The sequence below is a fragment of the Promicromonospora sukumoe genome (genome assembly GCF_014137995.1).
Lineage (GTDB): Bacteria > Actinomycetota > Actinomycetes > Actinomycetales > Cellulomonadaceae > Promicromonospora > Promicromonospora sukumoe.
This window is the reverse complement of the sequence record NZ_JACGWV010000001.1, coordinates 1,306,300-1,320,372: the sequence shown is the minus strand read 5'-3', so window position 1 is coordinate 1,320,372 and position 14,073 is coordinate 1,306,300. Positions and strand designations below refer to the sequence as shown.

General features: G+C 74.1%; 14 protein-coding genes. 7 read left to right on the top strand and 7 right to left on the bottom strand.

The window, feature by feature from the left end; all coding sequences use genetic code 11:
• Positions 1-15 precede the first annotated feature (15 nt).
• Both FHX71_RS05780 and FHX71_RS05775 read right to left on the bottom strand, forming a co-directional pair.
• The gene (locus FHX71_RS05780) at positions 16-1,290 is read right to left on the bottom strand and encodes a TRAP transporter large permease (protein WP_182614826.1); all 1,275 of its coding nucleotides are present in this window, start codon (positions 1,288-1,290) and stop codon (positions 16-18) included.
• A complete protein-coding gene (locus FHX71_RS05775; protein WP_182614825.1) occupies positions 1,290-1,868 on the bottom strand; it encodes a TRAP transporter small permease in 579 nt (192 codons plus the stop codon). Before FHX71_RS05775 ends, FHX71_RS05780 begins: the two co-directional genes overlap by 1 nt.
• Before the next feature lie 175 nt (positions 1,869-2,043).
• Between FHX71_RS05775 and FHX71_RS05770 the strand changes: the two genes are divergently transcribed.
• From FHX71_RS05770 to FHX71_RS05750, 5 genes are all read left to right on the top strand, one after another.
• Complete coding sequence (locus FHX71_RS05770; protein ID WP_182614824.1) at positions 2,044-3,084, top strand: LacI family DNA-binding transcriptional regulator; 1,041 nt, start codon at positions 2,044-2,046, stop codon at positions 3,082-3,084.
• A 10-nt stretch (positions 3,085-3,094) separates the two neighbouring features.
• Positions 3,095-4,264 (top strand): sensor histidine kinase, encoded by a 1,170-nt coding sequence (locus FHX71_RS05765; protein WP_182614823.1) that lies wholly within the window; start codon positions 3,095-3,097, stop codon positions 4,262-4,264.
• 44 nt (positions 4,265-4,308) lie between these two features.
• Entirely contained in the window at positions 4,309-5,007 is a 699-nt protein-coding gene (locus FHX71_RS05760; RefSeq protein WP_182618501.1) for a response regulator, read from the top strand.
• Positions 5,008-5,107: 100 nt separating this feature from the next.
• A complete protein-coding gene (locus tag FHX71_RS05755) occupies positions 5,108-6,760 on the top strand; it encodes an alpha/beta hydrolase (protein ID WP_182614822.1) in 1,653 nt (550 codons plus the stop codon).
• A gap of 131 nt (positions 6,761-6,891) precedes the next feature.
• Complete coding sequence (locus FHX71_RS05750) at positions 6,892-7,854, top strand: CPBP family intramembrane glutamic endopeptidase (protein WP_182614821.1); 963 nt, start codon at positions 6,892-6,894, stop codon at positions 7,852-7,854.
• A gap of 7 nt (positions 7,855-7,861) precedes the next feature.
• On the opposite strand, the gene FHX71_RS05745 is transcribed toward FHX71_RS05750, so the two are convergent.
• From FHX71_RS05745 to FHX71_RS05735, 3 genes are all read right to left on the bottom strand, one after another.
• On the bottom strand, positions 7,862-8,953 hold the full coding sequence (locus FHX71_RS05745) for a Gfo/Idh/MocA family protein (protein ID WP_182614820.1): 1,092 nt from the start codon (positions 8,951-8,953) through the stop codon (positions 7,862-7,864).
• 186 nt (positions 8,954-9,139) lie between these two features.
• Complete coding sequence (locus FHX71_RS05740; RefSeq protein ID WP_182614819.1) at positions 9,140-9,532, bottom strand: ester cyclase; 393 nt, start codon at positions 9,530-9,532, stop codon at positions 9,140-9,142.
• Between the two features lie 106 nt (positions 9,533-9,638).
• The gene (locus FHX71_RS05735) at positions 9,639-10,154 is read right to left on the bottom strand and encodes a CGNR zinc finger domain-containing protein (protein ID WP_182614818.1); all 516 of its coding nucleotides are present in this window, start codon (positions 10,152-10,154) and stop codon (positions 9,639-9,641) included.
• A gap of 84 nt (positions 10,155-10,238) precedes the next feature.
• On the opposite strand from FHX71_RS05735, the gene FHX71_RS05730 reads away from it, so the two are divergent.
• Positions 10,239-11,108: an alpha/beta fold hydrolase gene (locus tag FHX71_RS05730; RefSeq protein WP_182614817.1), complete on the top strand. Its 870-nt coding sequence runs from the start codon at positions 10,239-10,241 to the stop codon at positions 11,106-11,108.
• 19 nt (positions 11,109-11,127) lie between these two features.
• On the opposite strand, the gene FHX71_RS05725 is transcribed toward FHX71_RS05730, so the two are convergent.
• Entirely contained in the window at positions 11,128-12,048 is a 921-nt protein-coding gene (locus FHX71_RS05725) for a zinc-binding dehydrogenase (protein ID WP_182614816.1), read from the bottom strand.
• A gap of 52 nt (positions 12,049-12,100) precedes the next feature.
• On the opposite strand from FHX71_RS05725, the gene FHX71_RS05720 reads away from it, so the two are divergent.
• Positions 12,101-12,754, top strand: a complete 654-nt coding sequence (locus FHX71_RS05720; RefSeq protein WP_182614815.1) for a TetR family transcriptional regulator — start codon at positions 12,101-12,103, stop codon at positions 12,752-12,754.
• 34 nt (positions 12,755-12,788) lie between these two features.
• Here the strand turns inward: FHX71_RS05720 and eno are convergent, their stop codons facing one another.
• Positions 12,789-14,069 (bottom strand): phosphopyruvate hydratase, encoded by a 1,281-nt coding sequence (eno, locus tag FHX71_RS05715; protein WP_312877084.1) that lies wholly within the window; start codon positions 14,067-14,069, stop codon positions 12,789-12,791.
• Positions 14,070-14,073 lie beyond the last annotated feature (4 nt).

Sequence of the window (14,073 nt, the reverse complement as noted above, 5' to 3'; positions counted from 1 at the left end):
AGGGTTCCTTTCGGGTCAGAGGCCGAGCACGCCCGGCAGCCAGGTGGCGAGGCCGGGGAAGAAGATGATCAGGACGCAGCACAGGGTCAGCGGCACCATGAACGGGAGGGTGCCCCAGAAGACCTCGGCGACCGGCACCTTCTGGGTCGAGCTGAGGACGAAGAGGACCGTGCCGACCGGGGGCGTGAGCAGGCCGATCATCAGCGAGATGATCATCACGACGCCGAGCACGAGCGGGTCGACGCCCAGGGCGGTGGCGATCGGCATCAGGATCGGCACGACGAGCACGAGGATCGGGGTCGCGTCGCCGACCGTGCCGAGCACCAGCATGAGGAGCAGCACCAGCAGCAGGAAGACCGTGCCGTCGTCGGTGATCCCGAGCACGAGCTCGGCCAGCGCCTGGGGTACCCGCTCCAGGGCCAGCACGTACCCGAGCAGCGCGGCCGACGAGACGATCAGCATGATCGCGGCCGTGGTCAGCGCGGTCTCGACGAAGATCTTGGGCAGGTCCCGGACGCTGAGCCGGCGGTAGGCGAAGCCGAGCGCCATCATGTACGCGGCGCCGACGGCGGCGGCCTCGGTCGGCGTGAAGAGGCCGCCCAGGATGCCGCCGAGGATGACCACGGGCGCCCCCAGCGGCAGCACGACCCGCTTGCCGGTCTCGCCCACGCGCCCCCATGAGAACCCGACGTGCCGGATGTTGGGCTGACGCCGGACCAGCAGGAACACCACCACGCAGAGGCCGACGACCATCAGGAGCGCCGGCACCACGGACGCCGCGAACAGCGCGCCCGTGGACACGGTCGCGAGGCCCGCGAAGATGACGGCCGGGATGCTCGGCGGCATGACCGGCGCGATGAGCGCGGACGCACCCACGACGCCGAGGCCGAACCGCCGGGAGTAGCCGGCGCGCAGCATCGGCGGGATCTCGACCTTGCTCAGCGCGGCGGCGTCGGCCACGGCGGAGCCGCTCATCCAGGAGAAGCCGAGGCTGACGCCGACGCTCACGTAGCCGAGCCCGCCGCGCACCCGGCCGAACAGGGCGAGCGCGAAGTCGAACAGGCGGTCCGCGATGCCCGCGTGGTTGGCGACCACGCCGAGCAGGATGAACAGCGGGATGGCCAGCAGCACGAAGTTGCCGGTGGCGTCGGCGACCAGCCGCATCGGCAGGCCGAGCGACTGGCCCTCGACGAGCAGGTAGCCCAGGCCGGGCCCGAGGAACGAGAACGCGACCGGGACGCGGAGGGTCAGCAGCACCATGATGGTGATCAGCAGGAGCAGCGAGGTCATCACGGGCCCTCGCTCTCGGCCGGGCCTGCCGGCGGGCCCGCGGGCGCGGCGAGCGCGCCCGGACCCAGCTCGTCGTGGAGGCCCGCGTGGTCGGGCGGCGGCGGCCCGTAGCAGGCGATCTGCACCGCGCCGACCGCCGCGCGGACGGTCGCGCTGACCAGGCCGACCAGCACGAGCGCGTAGACCCAGGACATCGGCAGCCGCAGCGCGGGCGAGGTGAGGAAGCCCGCGGAGTGCACCAGCTCCCAGCACGCCCAGGTGAAGGCCGCGGAGATGACCGCGACCAGGACCATGGCGAGCGTCTGCACCACGCGCGCCACGAGGGGGCCGGGCACGTTGTCGATGAGCTGGATGGCGATGTGGCCGTTGCGGGTGACCAGCACGCCGGCCGCGACGAACGTCAGCCAGATCAGCCCGAACTGCGACAGCTCGCCCGCCCAGATGATCTGCGGCACGGGCAGGTAGCGCTGCGCCGCCTGGAACAGGATAAGCACGAAGATCAGGGCCGTGGCCAGGCACGCGATGGCGAGCTCCACGCCGGTGAGCAGAGCAACGAGTCGTCTCAGGCCGTGCTTCATGCGTGGTTCACGTACATCGGGACGAGCCCCTTCCGTCCGGCGGCGCACGTCCGTGTGCGCCGCGGTCGCCGCCACACGTCGGCGTGTGGCGTCGTAGCTGCGGCGACAGTAGAAACCGTCCGGCAAGTTGCGCAAGCAGTTGCCAAAGTTGCCGGACATATGCGTAGATGCCCGGGTGCAGCCCACGATCTACGACGTCGCCGAGGCGGCCGGCGTGGCCGCCTCGACGGTCTCGCGCACCTTCAACCGGCCCGGCCGGGTCAACGAGGCGACGCGGCGCCGGGTGCTCGCCGCGGCCGCCGAGCTCGGCTACGAGCACAGCCCGCAGAACCGTGCGCTGCCGGGCGGGCGGCACCGGACCATCGCGATGGTCCTGTCCGACATCACCAACCCGCACTTCTTCGAGCTCATCCGCGGCGCCGAGCAACGCGCCAAGGCGTCCGACGTCACGCTCGTGATCGTCAACGCCGAGGAGTCGCAGCGCATCGAGGAGACCCAGGTCCGCGACCTGTCCCCCACCGTGGACGGGTTCGTCCTGGCGGCCAGCCGGCTCGCCGACGACGCGCTGCTCGCCCTCGCGGAGAAGCACCGCGTGGTGCTGCTCAACCGCGAGCTGGCCGGGCTGACCAGCGTCACGCTCGCGGTCGGCGCGGGCTGCCAGCAGATCCTGGAGCACCTCGCCTCGCTGGGTCACCGGAGCTTCGCCTACTGCGCCGGGCCGCCGGGCTCCTGGATGGGCGCCGTGCGCTGGGCGGCGCTGAGCGCGGGCGCCGAGGAGCACGGCCTGACGGCGCACCGTGTGGGCCCGTACACGCCCAACGTCGCCAACGGCGGCGCGGCGGCCGACGGCGCGCTGCGCACCGGCGCGACGGCGATCGTCGCGCACAACGACCTGCTGGCGTTCGGCGTGGTGCGCCGGCTGACGCAGCGGGGCATCACGGTGCCGGACGACATCAGCGTGGTCGGCTTCGACGACATCTTCGCCTCCGAGTTCGTGCACCCGTCGCTGACGACGCTCGGCGGGCCCGGCGCGCACGCGGGGCGGCTGGCCGTCGAGCTGCTGATCGAGCAGTTCGCCGGGCGGGCCACGCAGGACGCCGAGCAGATCCGGCTGCCGACCGGGCTGGTGCTGCGCGAGTCGTCGGGCCCGGCGCCGCGCGCGCCCGCGGCCACGCCCGCGGCCGCTCCCCCGCCCACGACCCCGCCCACCGCCTAGGCTCTGGGCGATGAGCGACACGACGACCAGCCCCGGGCGCACCGTCCGGTACACGGTGCGCGACCGGGTGACCGACGCCGTGCTGATCGCGTTCGCCGGCGTGATGGTGCTGGTCTCCTGGTCGCTCCAGGTGAACGGACCGGCCTGGCTCCTGGCGGCGGACGTGGTCGTCGGGGTGCTCGGCTGCGTCGCGCTGTGGTGGCGACGCCGCTTCCCCGTGGCGCTCGGCCTCGTCCTGGGGGCGCTGAGCACGCTCTCCGAGACGGTCTCCAGCGCCGCCATCGTCGCCGTGTTCACCGTCGCCGTGCACCGCTCGCCGCGGGCCACCGCGGCGGTGTGCGCGACCAGCGTCGCGGCGCTCAGCACGCACCAGCTCCTGTGGCCCGAGCCGGGGGTACCCCCGGTCACGATGTACGTGATCATCGCCCTGGGGCACCTCGCCGTCGTGGCGTGGGGGCTGTCCGTGCGCAGCCGGCGCGAGCTCGTACGCTCCCTGCGGGAACGGGCCGTGGCGGCCGAGACCGAGGCGCGGCTGCGGGCGGAGCGCTCCGAGGCCGAGGCCCGCGAGACCCTCGCCCGCGACATGCACGACGCCCTGGGCCACCGGCTCTCCCTGCTCAGCGTGCACGCGGGCGCCCTGACGTACGCGCGCGACGCGCCCGCCGAGGACGTCGCGCGGGCCGCCGAGGTGGTCCGCGAGAACGCGCACCGCGCGCTCCAGGACCTGCGCGAGGTGATCGGCGTGCTCCGCGCGCCCGTGGGCGAGTCGCCGGTGCCGGCCGTCGAGGACGTCCTCGAGCTCGTCGACGAGGCCCGCCAGGCCGGCACGCCCGTCGAGCTGCGGGACGAGGCGGGGCTGACCACCGGCGCGGGGAAGGTCTCGGAGTCACAGGGCCACACCGTCTACCGCGCGGTCCAGGAGAGCCTGACCAACGCGCGCAAGCACGCCCCCGGCGCCCCGGTCGTCGTACGGATCAGCGGGCGGCGCGGGGACCACCTCGTGACCGAGGTGACCAACGCGTCGACGTCGGGCCCGCCCGCCTATCCCGGCAGCGCGGGCGCCGGGGCCGGGCTGACCGGGCTGGCCGAGCGCGCCCGGCTCGTGGACGGGGAGCTCGACCACGGGCCGACGGGCTCGGGCGGCTGGCGCGTCCGGCTACGCCTACCCTGGCCGTCGTGACCCACCCCGTGCCTGACGCCGACCAGCCCGACGCCGGCCTGCCCGTGACCGAGCCTTCCGCCCCCGGCGGGCCGGTCGTCGACGTCCTCATCGCCGACGACGACCCCATGGTCCGCTTCGGCCTCAAGATGATGCTCAACGGCGCCCCCGACCTGCGCGTCGTGGCCGAGGCGGCGGACGGCGCGGAGGCCGTGGAGCTGGCCGGGCGCCACCACCCCGACGTCGTGCTGATGGACATCCGGATGCCCGGCACCGACGGCCTGACGGCGACCGAGACGCTGCGCGGCCGGCCCGCCGCCCCGCAGGTGGTCGTGCTCACCACCTTCGACGCCGACGCCCACGTGCTGCGCGCCCTGCGGGCCGGGGCGGCGGGGTTCCTGCTGAAGGACACGCCGCCGGACGAGCTCGTCCTCGCGATCCGGCACGCGGCCCAAGGGCGCCCGGTGCTCTCGCCGGAGGTGACGCGCCGGCTCATCACCCGGGTCGCGGAGTCGGACCAGGACTCCCGCCGCGCCACGGCCCGCCGTCGGCTGGACGCGCTCGGGGAGCGCGAGCGGGAGATCGCCGTCGAGATCGGGGCCGGGCGGTCCAACGCCGAGATCGCCGCGCACTTCTTCCTCGGCGTCACCACGGTCAAGACCCACGTGTCCTCCGTGCTGGCCAAGCTCGGCCTCAACAACCGGGTCCAGGTGGCGCTGCTCGTGCACGACGCCAGGCTCGACTCCCCCGACCAGCCAGGCTGACCGGCGGGACCGGCCGGGTCCCGCCGCTCCGACTTTGGTCGGCGGGTCCGGACCCATCGACCGATGGTCCGGGCCGGACGGCGTTCCTAGGGTCGAACGCATGCCTTCACCCACTCGACGAACCCGCCCACCGCACGCCGCCCTCCTGACAGCCACGGTGCTCGCCGTCGTCTCGCTGGCCGTCAGCGGGTGCGCCGCCGGGCCCGGCGCGGCCATCACGGCGTCGGCCGCGAGCACCGTCCCGACGACGCCGGACGCGACGCCGCCGGCCCCCACCCCCGACCCGGTCGACTGGGCCGAGTGCGGCCCGGACCTGGACTGCGCCACCGTCGAGGTGCCGCTGGAGTACGCCGAGCCCGACGGCGAGCAGGTCGCGCTCTCCGTGGTGCGGCACCGGGCCACCGACCCCGACCGGCGCATCGGCAGCCTGTTCGTCAACCCCGGCGGCCCGGGCGTGCCCGCCTCCGAGATGGTCCGCTCCATCGACCCCAGCGGCGAGACGGGCCCGTTCTCGGCCGACATCGTCTCGCGCTTCGACGTCGTCGGCATGGACCCGCGCGGCGTCGGCGAGTCGGACGCCGTCCGGTGCCTCACCGACGAGCAGCGCGCCGAGCAGGCCGCCGAGGACCGCGACCCCACGATCCCCGGCGGCAAGCCGTTCGGGCAGCTCCTCAAGGACGCCCGCACCTTCACGAAGGGCTGCGCCACGCACCAGGACCGCGCGTTCCTGGCGAGCATGTCCACCGACAACGTCGCCCGTGACCTGGACCAGGTCCGCGCCGCGCTCGGCGAGGAGCAGGTCACGTTCTACGGCGCCTCGTACGGCACGGTGGTCGGCCCCATGTACGCCACGCTGTTCCCGGAGCGCGTGCGCCAGATGGTGATCGACGCCCCCGTCGACACCGACCTGTGGCAGAACGACCCGCTGCGCCTGCTGGACGACGTCGCGAAGTCCAACGAGGAGACGCTCGACCTCTGGTTCGAGACGTGCCGTGCCGAGGGCACGGAGGCGTGCGCGTTCGGCGACGGCGACCCCGAGGCCGCCTTCGACACCCTGATCGCCGACCTGGAGGAGAAGCCGCTGCAGGTTCCCCCGGTCGAGGGCCTCACCCCCGGCGGGACGCTCGACGGCGCCATGACGCTGGAGGGTGTCCGGGCCGCGGCCGGCGTCCGCACGCTGTGGCCCCAGCTCGCCGCGGGGCTGCTCGCCGCCCAGCAGGGCAATGGCACGTTCCTGCACTTCATGGTCGCGAACCTGACGGTCGCGCCGTTCGGCGGCCCGTTCGCCACGCTCCAGGAGCCCCACACCGCCGTCCGCTGCGCCGACTGGCCCGCCCTGCGGAACCTGGGCGAGCACCGGGCTGCCGCCCGCGAGATCGCCGATCGCGGCGAGCGCCTGGGCAGCCGGGCCGCGTTCAGCGCGCTGAACTGCGCGTTCTGGCCGGCCGCGAACGAGGACCGGTACACCGGTGAGCTCGACGGCGCGGGCGCTCCCCCGGTCCTCGTGGTCGGTGGCGAGGTCGACAACGTGTCGCCGTACCACTGGGCGCAGGCCATGACCGAGCGCCTGGAGGACTCCGTGCTGCTCACCCGCACGGACGTGGGCCACACCTCCTACCGCACCAGCGGGCCGTGCATCGACGAGGCGGTCGACGCCGCCCTGGTCGACGGCGTGCTGCCCGACGACGGCACCGTCTGCGAGGCCGTGCCGGCGGGCACGACCCGGCCGCCGTCGGCCCCCGCGGGCGAGTAGGCCCGGCCGGCACGACCAGCTCGACCACGAGCGGCGCATGACACATGTCATGCGTCGCTCGTGCGCGTCGCTGAGGAACGGGTGACTGACCGACACTTCTGCGCCGCGGCCCACTGCCCGAACGTGGACGCATGACTCGAAACCGCCCACGTCACCCCCGTCCGGTCCCCGCCGGCGTCCCCTACCACCGGGTGCTCGCCGGGGAGAAGCGCCGCATCGGCCGCGGCATCCTCGCCATCGCGCTGCTGAACCTGGGGCTGGCCGCCTTCACCGCGCTGTTCGCGCAGCTCAGCGCGCTGGTCGACGGCCTGCTCGGCCGGGACAGCATCGTCACGGGCGGTACGGAGCTCACCCCGGCCGCCATGGCGGCCACGTTCGGCGCCGTCGCGCTGCTGATCCCGTGGAGCATGCTGCTGCAGCGCTGGCTGTACGGCGTGCGGGGCGCCTCGCTGCACTCCGTGGTCTCCGCCTTCCGGCCCGCCGCCCTCGGCCGGGCGGTCCTGGTCCTGGTGCCGGTCTGGGTGGTCTACGTGACGGCGTTCACCGCGCTCCAGCCCTACCAGCAGACCAGCCGGACGCCGCTCGACCTCATGCTCATGTTCGCGATCGTGCTCCTGGTCGTGCCGCTGCAGAGCGCCGGCGAGGAGTACGGCTTCCGCGGCCTGGTCTTCCGCGTCGCCGCGAGCTGGGGTCGTGGCCCGCGGACCGCGCTCGTGCTCGGCACGCTCACCTCGGCGGTGCTGTTCGCGACGATCCACCTGTCCACCGACCTCTGGCTCAACCTCTACTACGTGGCCCTCGGCGTCTCGTGGTCGCTGATCACGTGGCGCACGGGCGGCATCGAGACCGCCGTCGTGCTGCACGCCTCCAGCAACGTCTTCGCCTTCCTCCTGGCGATCGTGCTGCAGTCGGACCTCTCGACGGACCGCGCGTCCGGTGCCGGGTCGGTCATCTACCTGATCCCGATCGCGCTCAACGCGGCCGTCGCCGCGGTGGTCTGGTACCGCACGCGCCACAGCGGGCCGGCGGTGACGCCCGAGGACGTCACCGCCGACGACGCGGGGACCCGGGCGGTGCCGGTGCCGGCCGCCTGAGCGCCGCTTACTGCCGGACGCCCGTGCGGGCCGCCTGCTCCAGCCGGGCCACGAGGCGGCTGTTGTGCACGGCGCGGTCGAACCCGGGGGTGTACCGGGTGCTGTCGGCGAGGTCGCGCGCGAGGCTCGCGTAGACCTCGCCGACGTTGATCGCGGCACCGGCCCAGACCTCGGCGGCGGCCGGGCCGGTGCCGGTGGCGACCGGGCGGTCGGGGGCGTCGAAGGCGACGCTGGAGGTCAGGGTCAGGTCGCCGACCTGGACGCCCGCCGGGTGGTCGCCGGTCAGCCGGAGCCAGCCGTCCGCCCCGCGGACCTCCAGGACGAAGTGCGCGTCCGGCACCGGGACGCCGGCCAGCACCTGGACGCTCACCGGCGCGCCGGACGTGGTGGCGACCACGGCGTCGACGTGGTCGGGGACCTCACGGGCGGTGGTCGCGCCGGTGTCCGCGAGCACCACCTCGGGCCAGATCAGCTCGGTGCGCGCGTCGATCTCCGTGATGTCGCCCAGCACGGCCTCGACCACGTCCAGCACGTGGCCGACGGCGATGTTCAGGAAGCCGGCCCCGGAGGCCGCCTTGTCGAAGTACTCGTAGGCGCTGACCGACTCGGGCCCGTTGCCGAACGTCGTGGCGGTCACCCGCGCCGACAGCGGCCGGCCGATCCGGCCCTGGGCGACGATCTCCGCCGCGCGACGCACCGCGGGGTTGTGCCGGCCCTGCAGCCCGATCGCCGTGTGCAGGGAGCCGGCGGCGGCCGCCATCTCCTCGGCCTCCTCGACCGTGGCCCCGAGCGGCGACTCCGAGTAGACGGCCTTGCCCGCGGCGAGGGCGGCGAGCACGAGCTCGCGGTGCGCCGGGACCTTGACGGCCACCGTGACCAGGTCGATGTCCGGGTCGCGGATCAGCGCGTAGGGGTCGGCGAACCAGCGGTCGACGCCGAACACCCGGGCCGCCTCCCGCGCGCTCTCCTCCCGCCGGGTGGCGACGGCCGCCAGCACCATCCCGGGCTGCGCGGCCAGCGCAGGCACGTGGGCCGCACCGGCCCAGCTCGCCCGGGCGTCGGCGCCGATGATGCCGACGCGGATGAGGTCGTTCGTCATGGTGGGTCGCTCCCGTTCGTGATGGGTTGAACTTGACCCGTCAAGTTCAACTGACGCGTCACTTTATACCCGCACAGAACTTGAAGCGTCAAGAACAGGACTCGCGGACACGAAGGAGGCCCGGGGCGCCGATCTCGCGCCCCGGGCCTCCGGTCCCGCCCGGGTCCGACCCGGTCCCGCGCCGACTCAGCCGACGAGCTGCTTGCGCAGCGTCTCCTCGTCGTGCAGCGCCGACATGGTCGAGAACCGTCCGTCGCGGACCGTGTAGATGCCGTACTCGGCGATCTCGAACCCCTTGCCGGTCGGCGCGACCCCGAGCCACTCCTGGACCGGGGTGCCGGTGTTGATCACGCGGGCGCCGATCCAGTCGCCGCTGACCAGGATCTCGTCGATCTCCCAGTGCATGTCGGGGACCGGGCCGCTGATGCTGTGCAGCTGCTCCACCAGCTCTGCCCGCGAGCTCGGCCGGCTGTGCATCACGATCTCGTCGTGCACGAACTCGTCCATCCGGTCGAAGTCGTGCGCGTTCAGCGCCTCGATGTAGCGGTGGTAGAACTCGCGCGGGTCGAAGTCAGGCATGGGTCTCCCTCTCGGTCGCCCCGGCATCCCGGGGCCGTCTCTGGCTCTTGTCCGAACCCCGCCCCGCCGAATTCTATTCCGATCGGTACAGAAATAGCCGAGCGACCTACTGCCCGGCGACGCGCGCCCGCTGGTAGTGGCGCCGCGCCTTGAACCGGTTGCCGCACAGCGCCATCGAGCACCAGCGGGCGGTGTTGGCGTTGCTGCGGTCGAGCAGGAAGCGGCGGCACTCGGGGTTCGCGCACGGCCGCAGCCGGCCCGGGTGCCGCTCGCCGATCGCCACCCAGGCGAGCAGCGCCCGCGCCGCGAGCCGCTCCCCCGCGGGCGCCTCCAGCTCCCAGCGCACCGCGCCGTCACGCACCCGGGGTCGCACCACGACCCGCTCGACGTCGGCCGCGAGCGCCTGCGGGCCCGAGCCGTCGCGGACGGCGTCGTCGACCGCGTCGCGGACGCGCCGGAGCGCCGCGACCTCGTCGGCAGTTCCTGCCCCGTCGCGGGCCACGGCCCAGCGCGCGGCGGCCTCGGGGTCGGCGAGCTCGTCGACCCGCTCGCCGTCGACGACGGGCGCCGTGTTCAGCAGGTCCAGCAGCAGGTCCTCGTCGTCCCGGGTGACCACGTCCATCCCTAACCTCCTTGATCGGTGTTGACAGGTTAGCACCGGCGATGTTGTTATAACCAGACCAAACCTACTGAGAGGGTTAGCATCATGGTCGCCATCCATCACCGGTTCACCGACGTGGACGGACACCGGATCTTCTACCGCGAGGCGGGGCCGGCGGACGCGCCCACGGTCGTCCTGCTGCACGGCTACCCGACGAGCTCGCACATGTTCCGCGCCCTGATCCCCCGGCTCGCCGAGCACTACCACGTCGTGGCGCCCGACCACCTCGGCTTCGGCCTGTCGGACGCCCCCGGCGTCGACGAGTTCGACTACACGTTCGACGCGCTCGCGCGGATCACCGCCGGGGTCCTGTCGAACCTGGGCGTCACGCGGTACGCGATCTACGTCCAGGACTACGGCGCGCCGATCGGCTGGCGCCTCGCGCTGGCGAACCCGGGCGCGATCACCGCGATCGTCAGCCAGAACGGCAACGCCTACGAGGAGGGGTTCGTCGAGAGCTTCTGGACGGACGTGTGGGCGTGGGGGCACCAGCAGGACGAGCGGACGGAGTCCGCCGTGCGCTTCGCCCTGAGCCGCGAGGCGATCCGGTGGCAGTACCTGCACGGCGTGCCCGACCCCACGCTGGTGGACCCGGGTACCTGGGAGCACGACGTCGCGCTGGTGTCCCGCCCGGGCAACGACCTGGTCCAGCTCCGGCTCTTCCGGGACTACAGCACGAACCGGCCGCTGTACCCCCGGCTGCAGCAGTACTTCCGCGACTCCCAGGTCCCGCTGCTGGCCGTGTGGGGCGAGAACGACGAGATCTTCGGCCCCGCCGGCGCGAAGGCCTTCGCCACGGACCTGCCCGACGCGCGGATCGCCCTGCTGGACGGCGGGCACTTCCTGCTCGAGTCCGCCCTCGACGAGGTCTCCGCCCTGATCCTCGACTTCCTCGAGACGACCCTCGCCCGATGACGTCCGGCGGGCCGCGTCCTCAGCCGAGCGTCAGCACGGTCTTGCCCGGCTCGCGGGTGCTCCCGTCCGCGAAGGCCGCCGGCAGCTCGTCCCAGGGCCGCACGGCCGAGACCACCGGGTCGAGCCGCTCCTCGTGGATCTCGCCGGCGAGCCAGGCGAAGTCCGGGCCGAGGTCCGGTTCCGCGCCCAGGAAGAACGTCGTCAGCGACCGGTCGTGCAGGGCGTCGTTGCCGAACAGGGCGCCGTAGGGGAAGGTCTCGGCCTGGCCGGCGGCGTGACCGAGCGCGACGAGCGTGCCGCCGGGCCGCAGCCGCGCGAAGGCCTCGACCAGCCCGGGCCCGCCCACGAGGTCGAGACCCCCGGCCACCGGGCCGTCGAGCTCGGCCGGCGAGGCCACGACCTCGCGGGCACCGAGCCGCAGGAGCAGCTCGTGGCGGGCCGGGTCCCGCGTCGTCGCCACCACGTGGGCGCCGCTGCGCGCCGCGAGCTGCACGGCGAACAGCCCGACCGCGGTGGTGCCGCCCAGCACGAGCACCCGGCGGCCGAGCACCGAGCCGAGCCGGCGCAGGCCGCGCAGCGCGCTCGTGGCCGCGACCGGCACGACGCTCATGTCCCGCGGGTCGGCGCCGGCCGGGGCGAGCCCGACCGACTCCGCGGTCACGAGACGCCGCTCGGCCCAGGCGCCGTCGGCCCCCAGCGAGACGACCGTCTCGCCCCGGCGCGGGCCGGTCCCGTCGGCGGCCTCGGCGACCACCACGCCCGCGGCGTCCCAGCCGGGCACGTGCCCGTCCGGCAGGCCGGCCAGCCCCTCCAGGTCGCCGTGGTTGGGCGCGAACGCCCGCACCTCGACGACGGCCTCGTGCGGGCCGGGTACGGGTTCGGGCACCTCCCGCAGGGCGAGCAGGGAGGCCGACGTGTGGTCAATGGTCCAGGCGAGCATGGTGCCACTGTATGCCAAGTGCCAGTGAGTGCCAGTTTGCTATGGTCGCCCCATGGACGACGACGCACCGCATCGCGGGACCCTCCGCGCACGGCGCATCGCCCGCACCCGGCAGCTCCTGGTGGAGACCGCGCTGCCGGCGTTCGGCGAGCTCGGCTACGACCGGGTGACGGTGGACTGGCTGTGCGACCGGGCCGAGGTCTCCCGGCGCACGTTCTTCCGCTACTTCGAGGGCAAGGAAGACCTCGCCCTGACGCCGCTCAACGACGTCTGGCGCGCCCTGATCGCCGACCTCGACACCACGCTGACCCGCGGCGGGCCCCTGCTCGACATCCTGTGCGACGCGCTCGTCGCCGCCGTCGAGCGCATGCCGCCGGGGTGGGAGCGGCTGGCCGTGCTCAGCACGCGCCTGACCGACGCCACCCCGGCGGTCGACGCCGCCGCCCTCCTGACCTGCGAACGCTTCACCCGGAGCACCCTCGACGCGCTCACCGCACGCCTGGCCGGCCAGGAGAACGCCGACCTGCTGGCCCGCGTCGTGTGCGCCGCCACGATCGCCGTGCACCGCACGGCCGTCGACCGCTGGCAGTCCGCCCCCGACGCCGAGCGCACGGCGACCCGGGCCGAGCTGTGCGCGCTGCTGCGCGCCGGGTTCGCGGACGCACGGCCGGCGCTGGCGATCGAGCTCCCGGACCCCGCGGCCTGAGCGCGGGGCCCGGCCGGTCAGGACGGGCGCCCGCTCACGCCCGGAGCAGTGCGGAGCGCCCCGCGAAGCGCGCCCTCTCCCCCAGCTCCTCCTCGATCCGGAGGAGCTGGTTGTACTTCGCGGTGCGGTCGGAGCGCGAGAGCGAGCCGGTCTTGATCTGGCCGCAGCCGGTCGCGACCGCCAGGTCCGCGATGGTCGTGTCCTCCGTCTCGCCCGACCGGTGCGACATGACGACCGTCCAGCCCGCCTCGTGGGCGGCGCCCACGGTCGCGAGCACCTCGGTGAGCGTGCCGATCTGGTTCACCTTGACCAGCACCGAGTTGCCGACGCCGGTGCGGATGCCCTCGCGCACCAGGGCCTCGTTCGTGCAGAACACGTCGTCGCCGGTGAGCTGGCAGCGGTCGCCGACCCGGGCGGTGAGGTCGCGCCAGCCGTCCAGGTCGTCCTCGGCCATCGGGTCCTCGATCGAGAGCACCGGGTAGGCGTCGATCAGCCCTTCCAGGTAGTCGGCGTGCTGGGCGGGCGCGCGCCGCACGCCCTCGCCCGCGTAGTCGTAGACGCCGTCGCGGAAGAACTCCGACGACGCCGGGTCCATGACCAGCCCGATGTCCGCGCCGGGCCGGTAGCCGGACCGCTCGACGGCGGCCATGACGAAGTCGAGCGCCTCCTCCGCGGTGCGCAGCGCGGGGGCGAAGCCGCCCTCGTCGCCGACGCCCGTGGAGTGCCCGGCCGCGAGCAGGTCGCGGCGCAGCGTGTGGAAGACCTCGCTGCCCATGCGGACGGCCTCGGCGAAGGTGTCCGCGCCCACCGGCACGATCATGAACTCCTGGAAGTCCAGCGGGTTGTCGGCGTGGGCGCCGCCGTTGACGATGTTCGTCATCGGCAGCGGCAGCAGGTGGGCCCCGTCGCCGCCGAGGTACCGGTACAGGGGCTGACGGCGGGCCGCGGCGGCGGCCTTCGCGGTGGCGAGCGAGACGCCGAGGACCGAGTTGGCGCCGAGCCGGGACTTCGTCGTCGTGCCGTCGAGGGCGACCAGTGCGGCGTCGAGACCCGCCTGGTCCGCCGCGTCCCGGCCGCGCACCGCCGCCGCGATCTCGCCGTTGACGTGGGCCACCGCGCGGTCCACACCCTTGCCGTGCCAGCGCGCGGGGTCGCCGTCGCGCAGCTCCACGGCCTCGCGGGTGCCCGTGGAGGCCCCGGAGGGGACCGCCGCGCGCCCCAGGGAGCCGTCCGTCAGGACGACGTCGACCTCGACCGTGGGGTTGCCCCGGCTGTCGAGGATCCGGCGCGCGGTGACGGTCTTGATGGCGCTGATCTCG

Coding starts and splice junctions, on each gene's coding strand:
- FHX71_RS05780 (WP_182614826.1), bottom strand. CDS start 1,290: ATGACCTCGCTGCTCCTGCTGATCACCATCATGGTGCTGCTGACCCTC.
- FHX71_RS05775 (WP_182614825.1), bottom strand. CDS start 1,868: ATGAAGCACGGCCTGAGACGACTCGTTGCTCTGCTCACCGGCGTGGAG.
- FHX71_RS05765 (WP_182614823.1), top strand. CDS start 3,095: ATGAGCGACACGACGACCAGCCCCGGGCGCACCGTCCGGTACACGGTG.
- FHX71_RS05755 (WP_182614822.1), top strand. CDS start 5,108: ATGCCTTCACCCACTCGACGAACCCGCCCACCGCACGCCGCCCTCCTG.
- FHX71_RS05750 (WP_182614821.1), top strand. CDS start 6,892: ATGACTCGAAACCGCCCACGTCACCCCCGTCCGGTCCCCGCCGGCGTC.
- FHX71_RS05745 (WP_182614820.1), bottom strand. CDS start 8,953: ATGACGAACGACCTCATCCGCGTCGGCATCATCGGCGCCGACGCCCGG.
- FHX71_RS05740 (WP_182614819.1), bottom strand. CDS start 9,532: ATGCCTGACTTCGACCCGCGCGAGTTCTACCACCGCTACATCGAGGCG.
- FHX71_RS05735 (WP_182614818.1), bottom strand. CDS start 10,154: ATGGACGTGGTCACCCGGGACGACGAGGACCTGCTGCTGGACCTGCTG.
- FHX71_RS05730 (WP_182614817.1), top strand. CDS start 10,239: ATGGTCGCCATCCATCACCGGTTCACCGACGTGGACGGACACCGGATC.
- FHX71_RS05725 (WP_182614816.1), bottom strand. CDS start 12,048: ATGCTCGCCTGGACCATTGACCACACGTCGGCCTCCCTGCTCGCCCTG.
- FHX71_RS05720 (WP_182614815.1), top strand. CDS start 12,101: ATGGACGACGACGCACCGCATCGCGGGACCCTCCGCGCACGGCGCATC.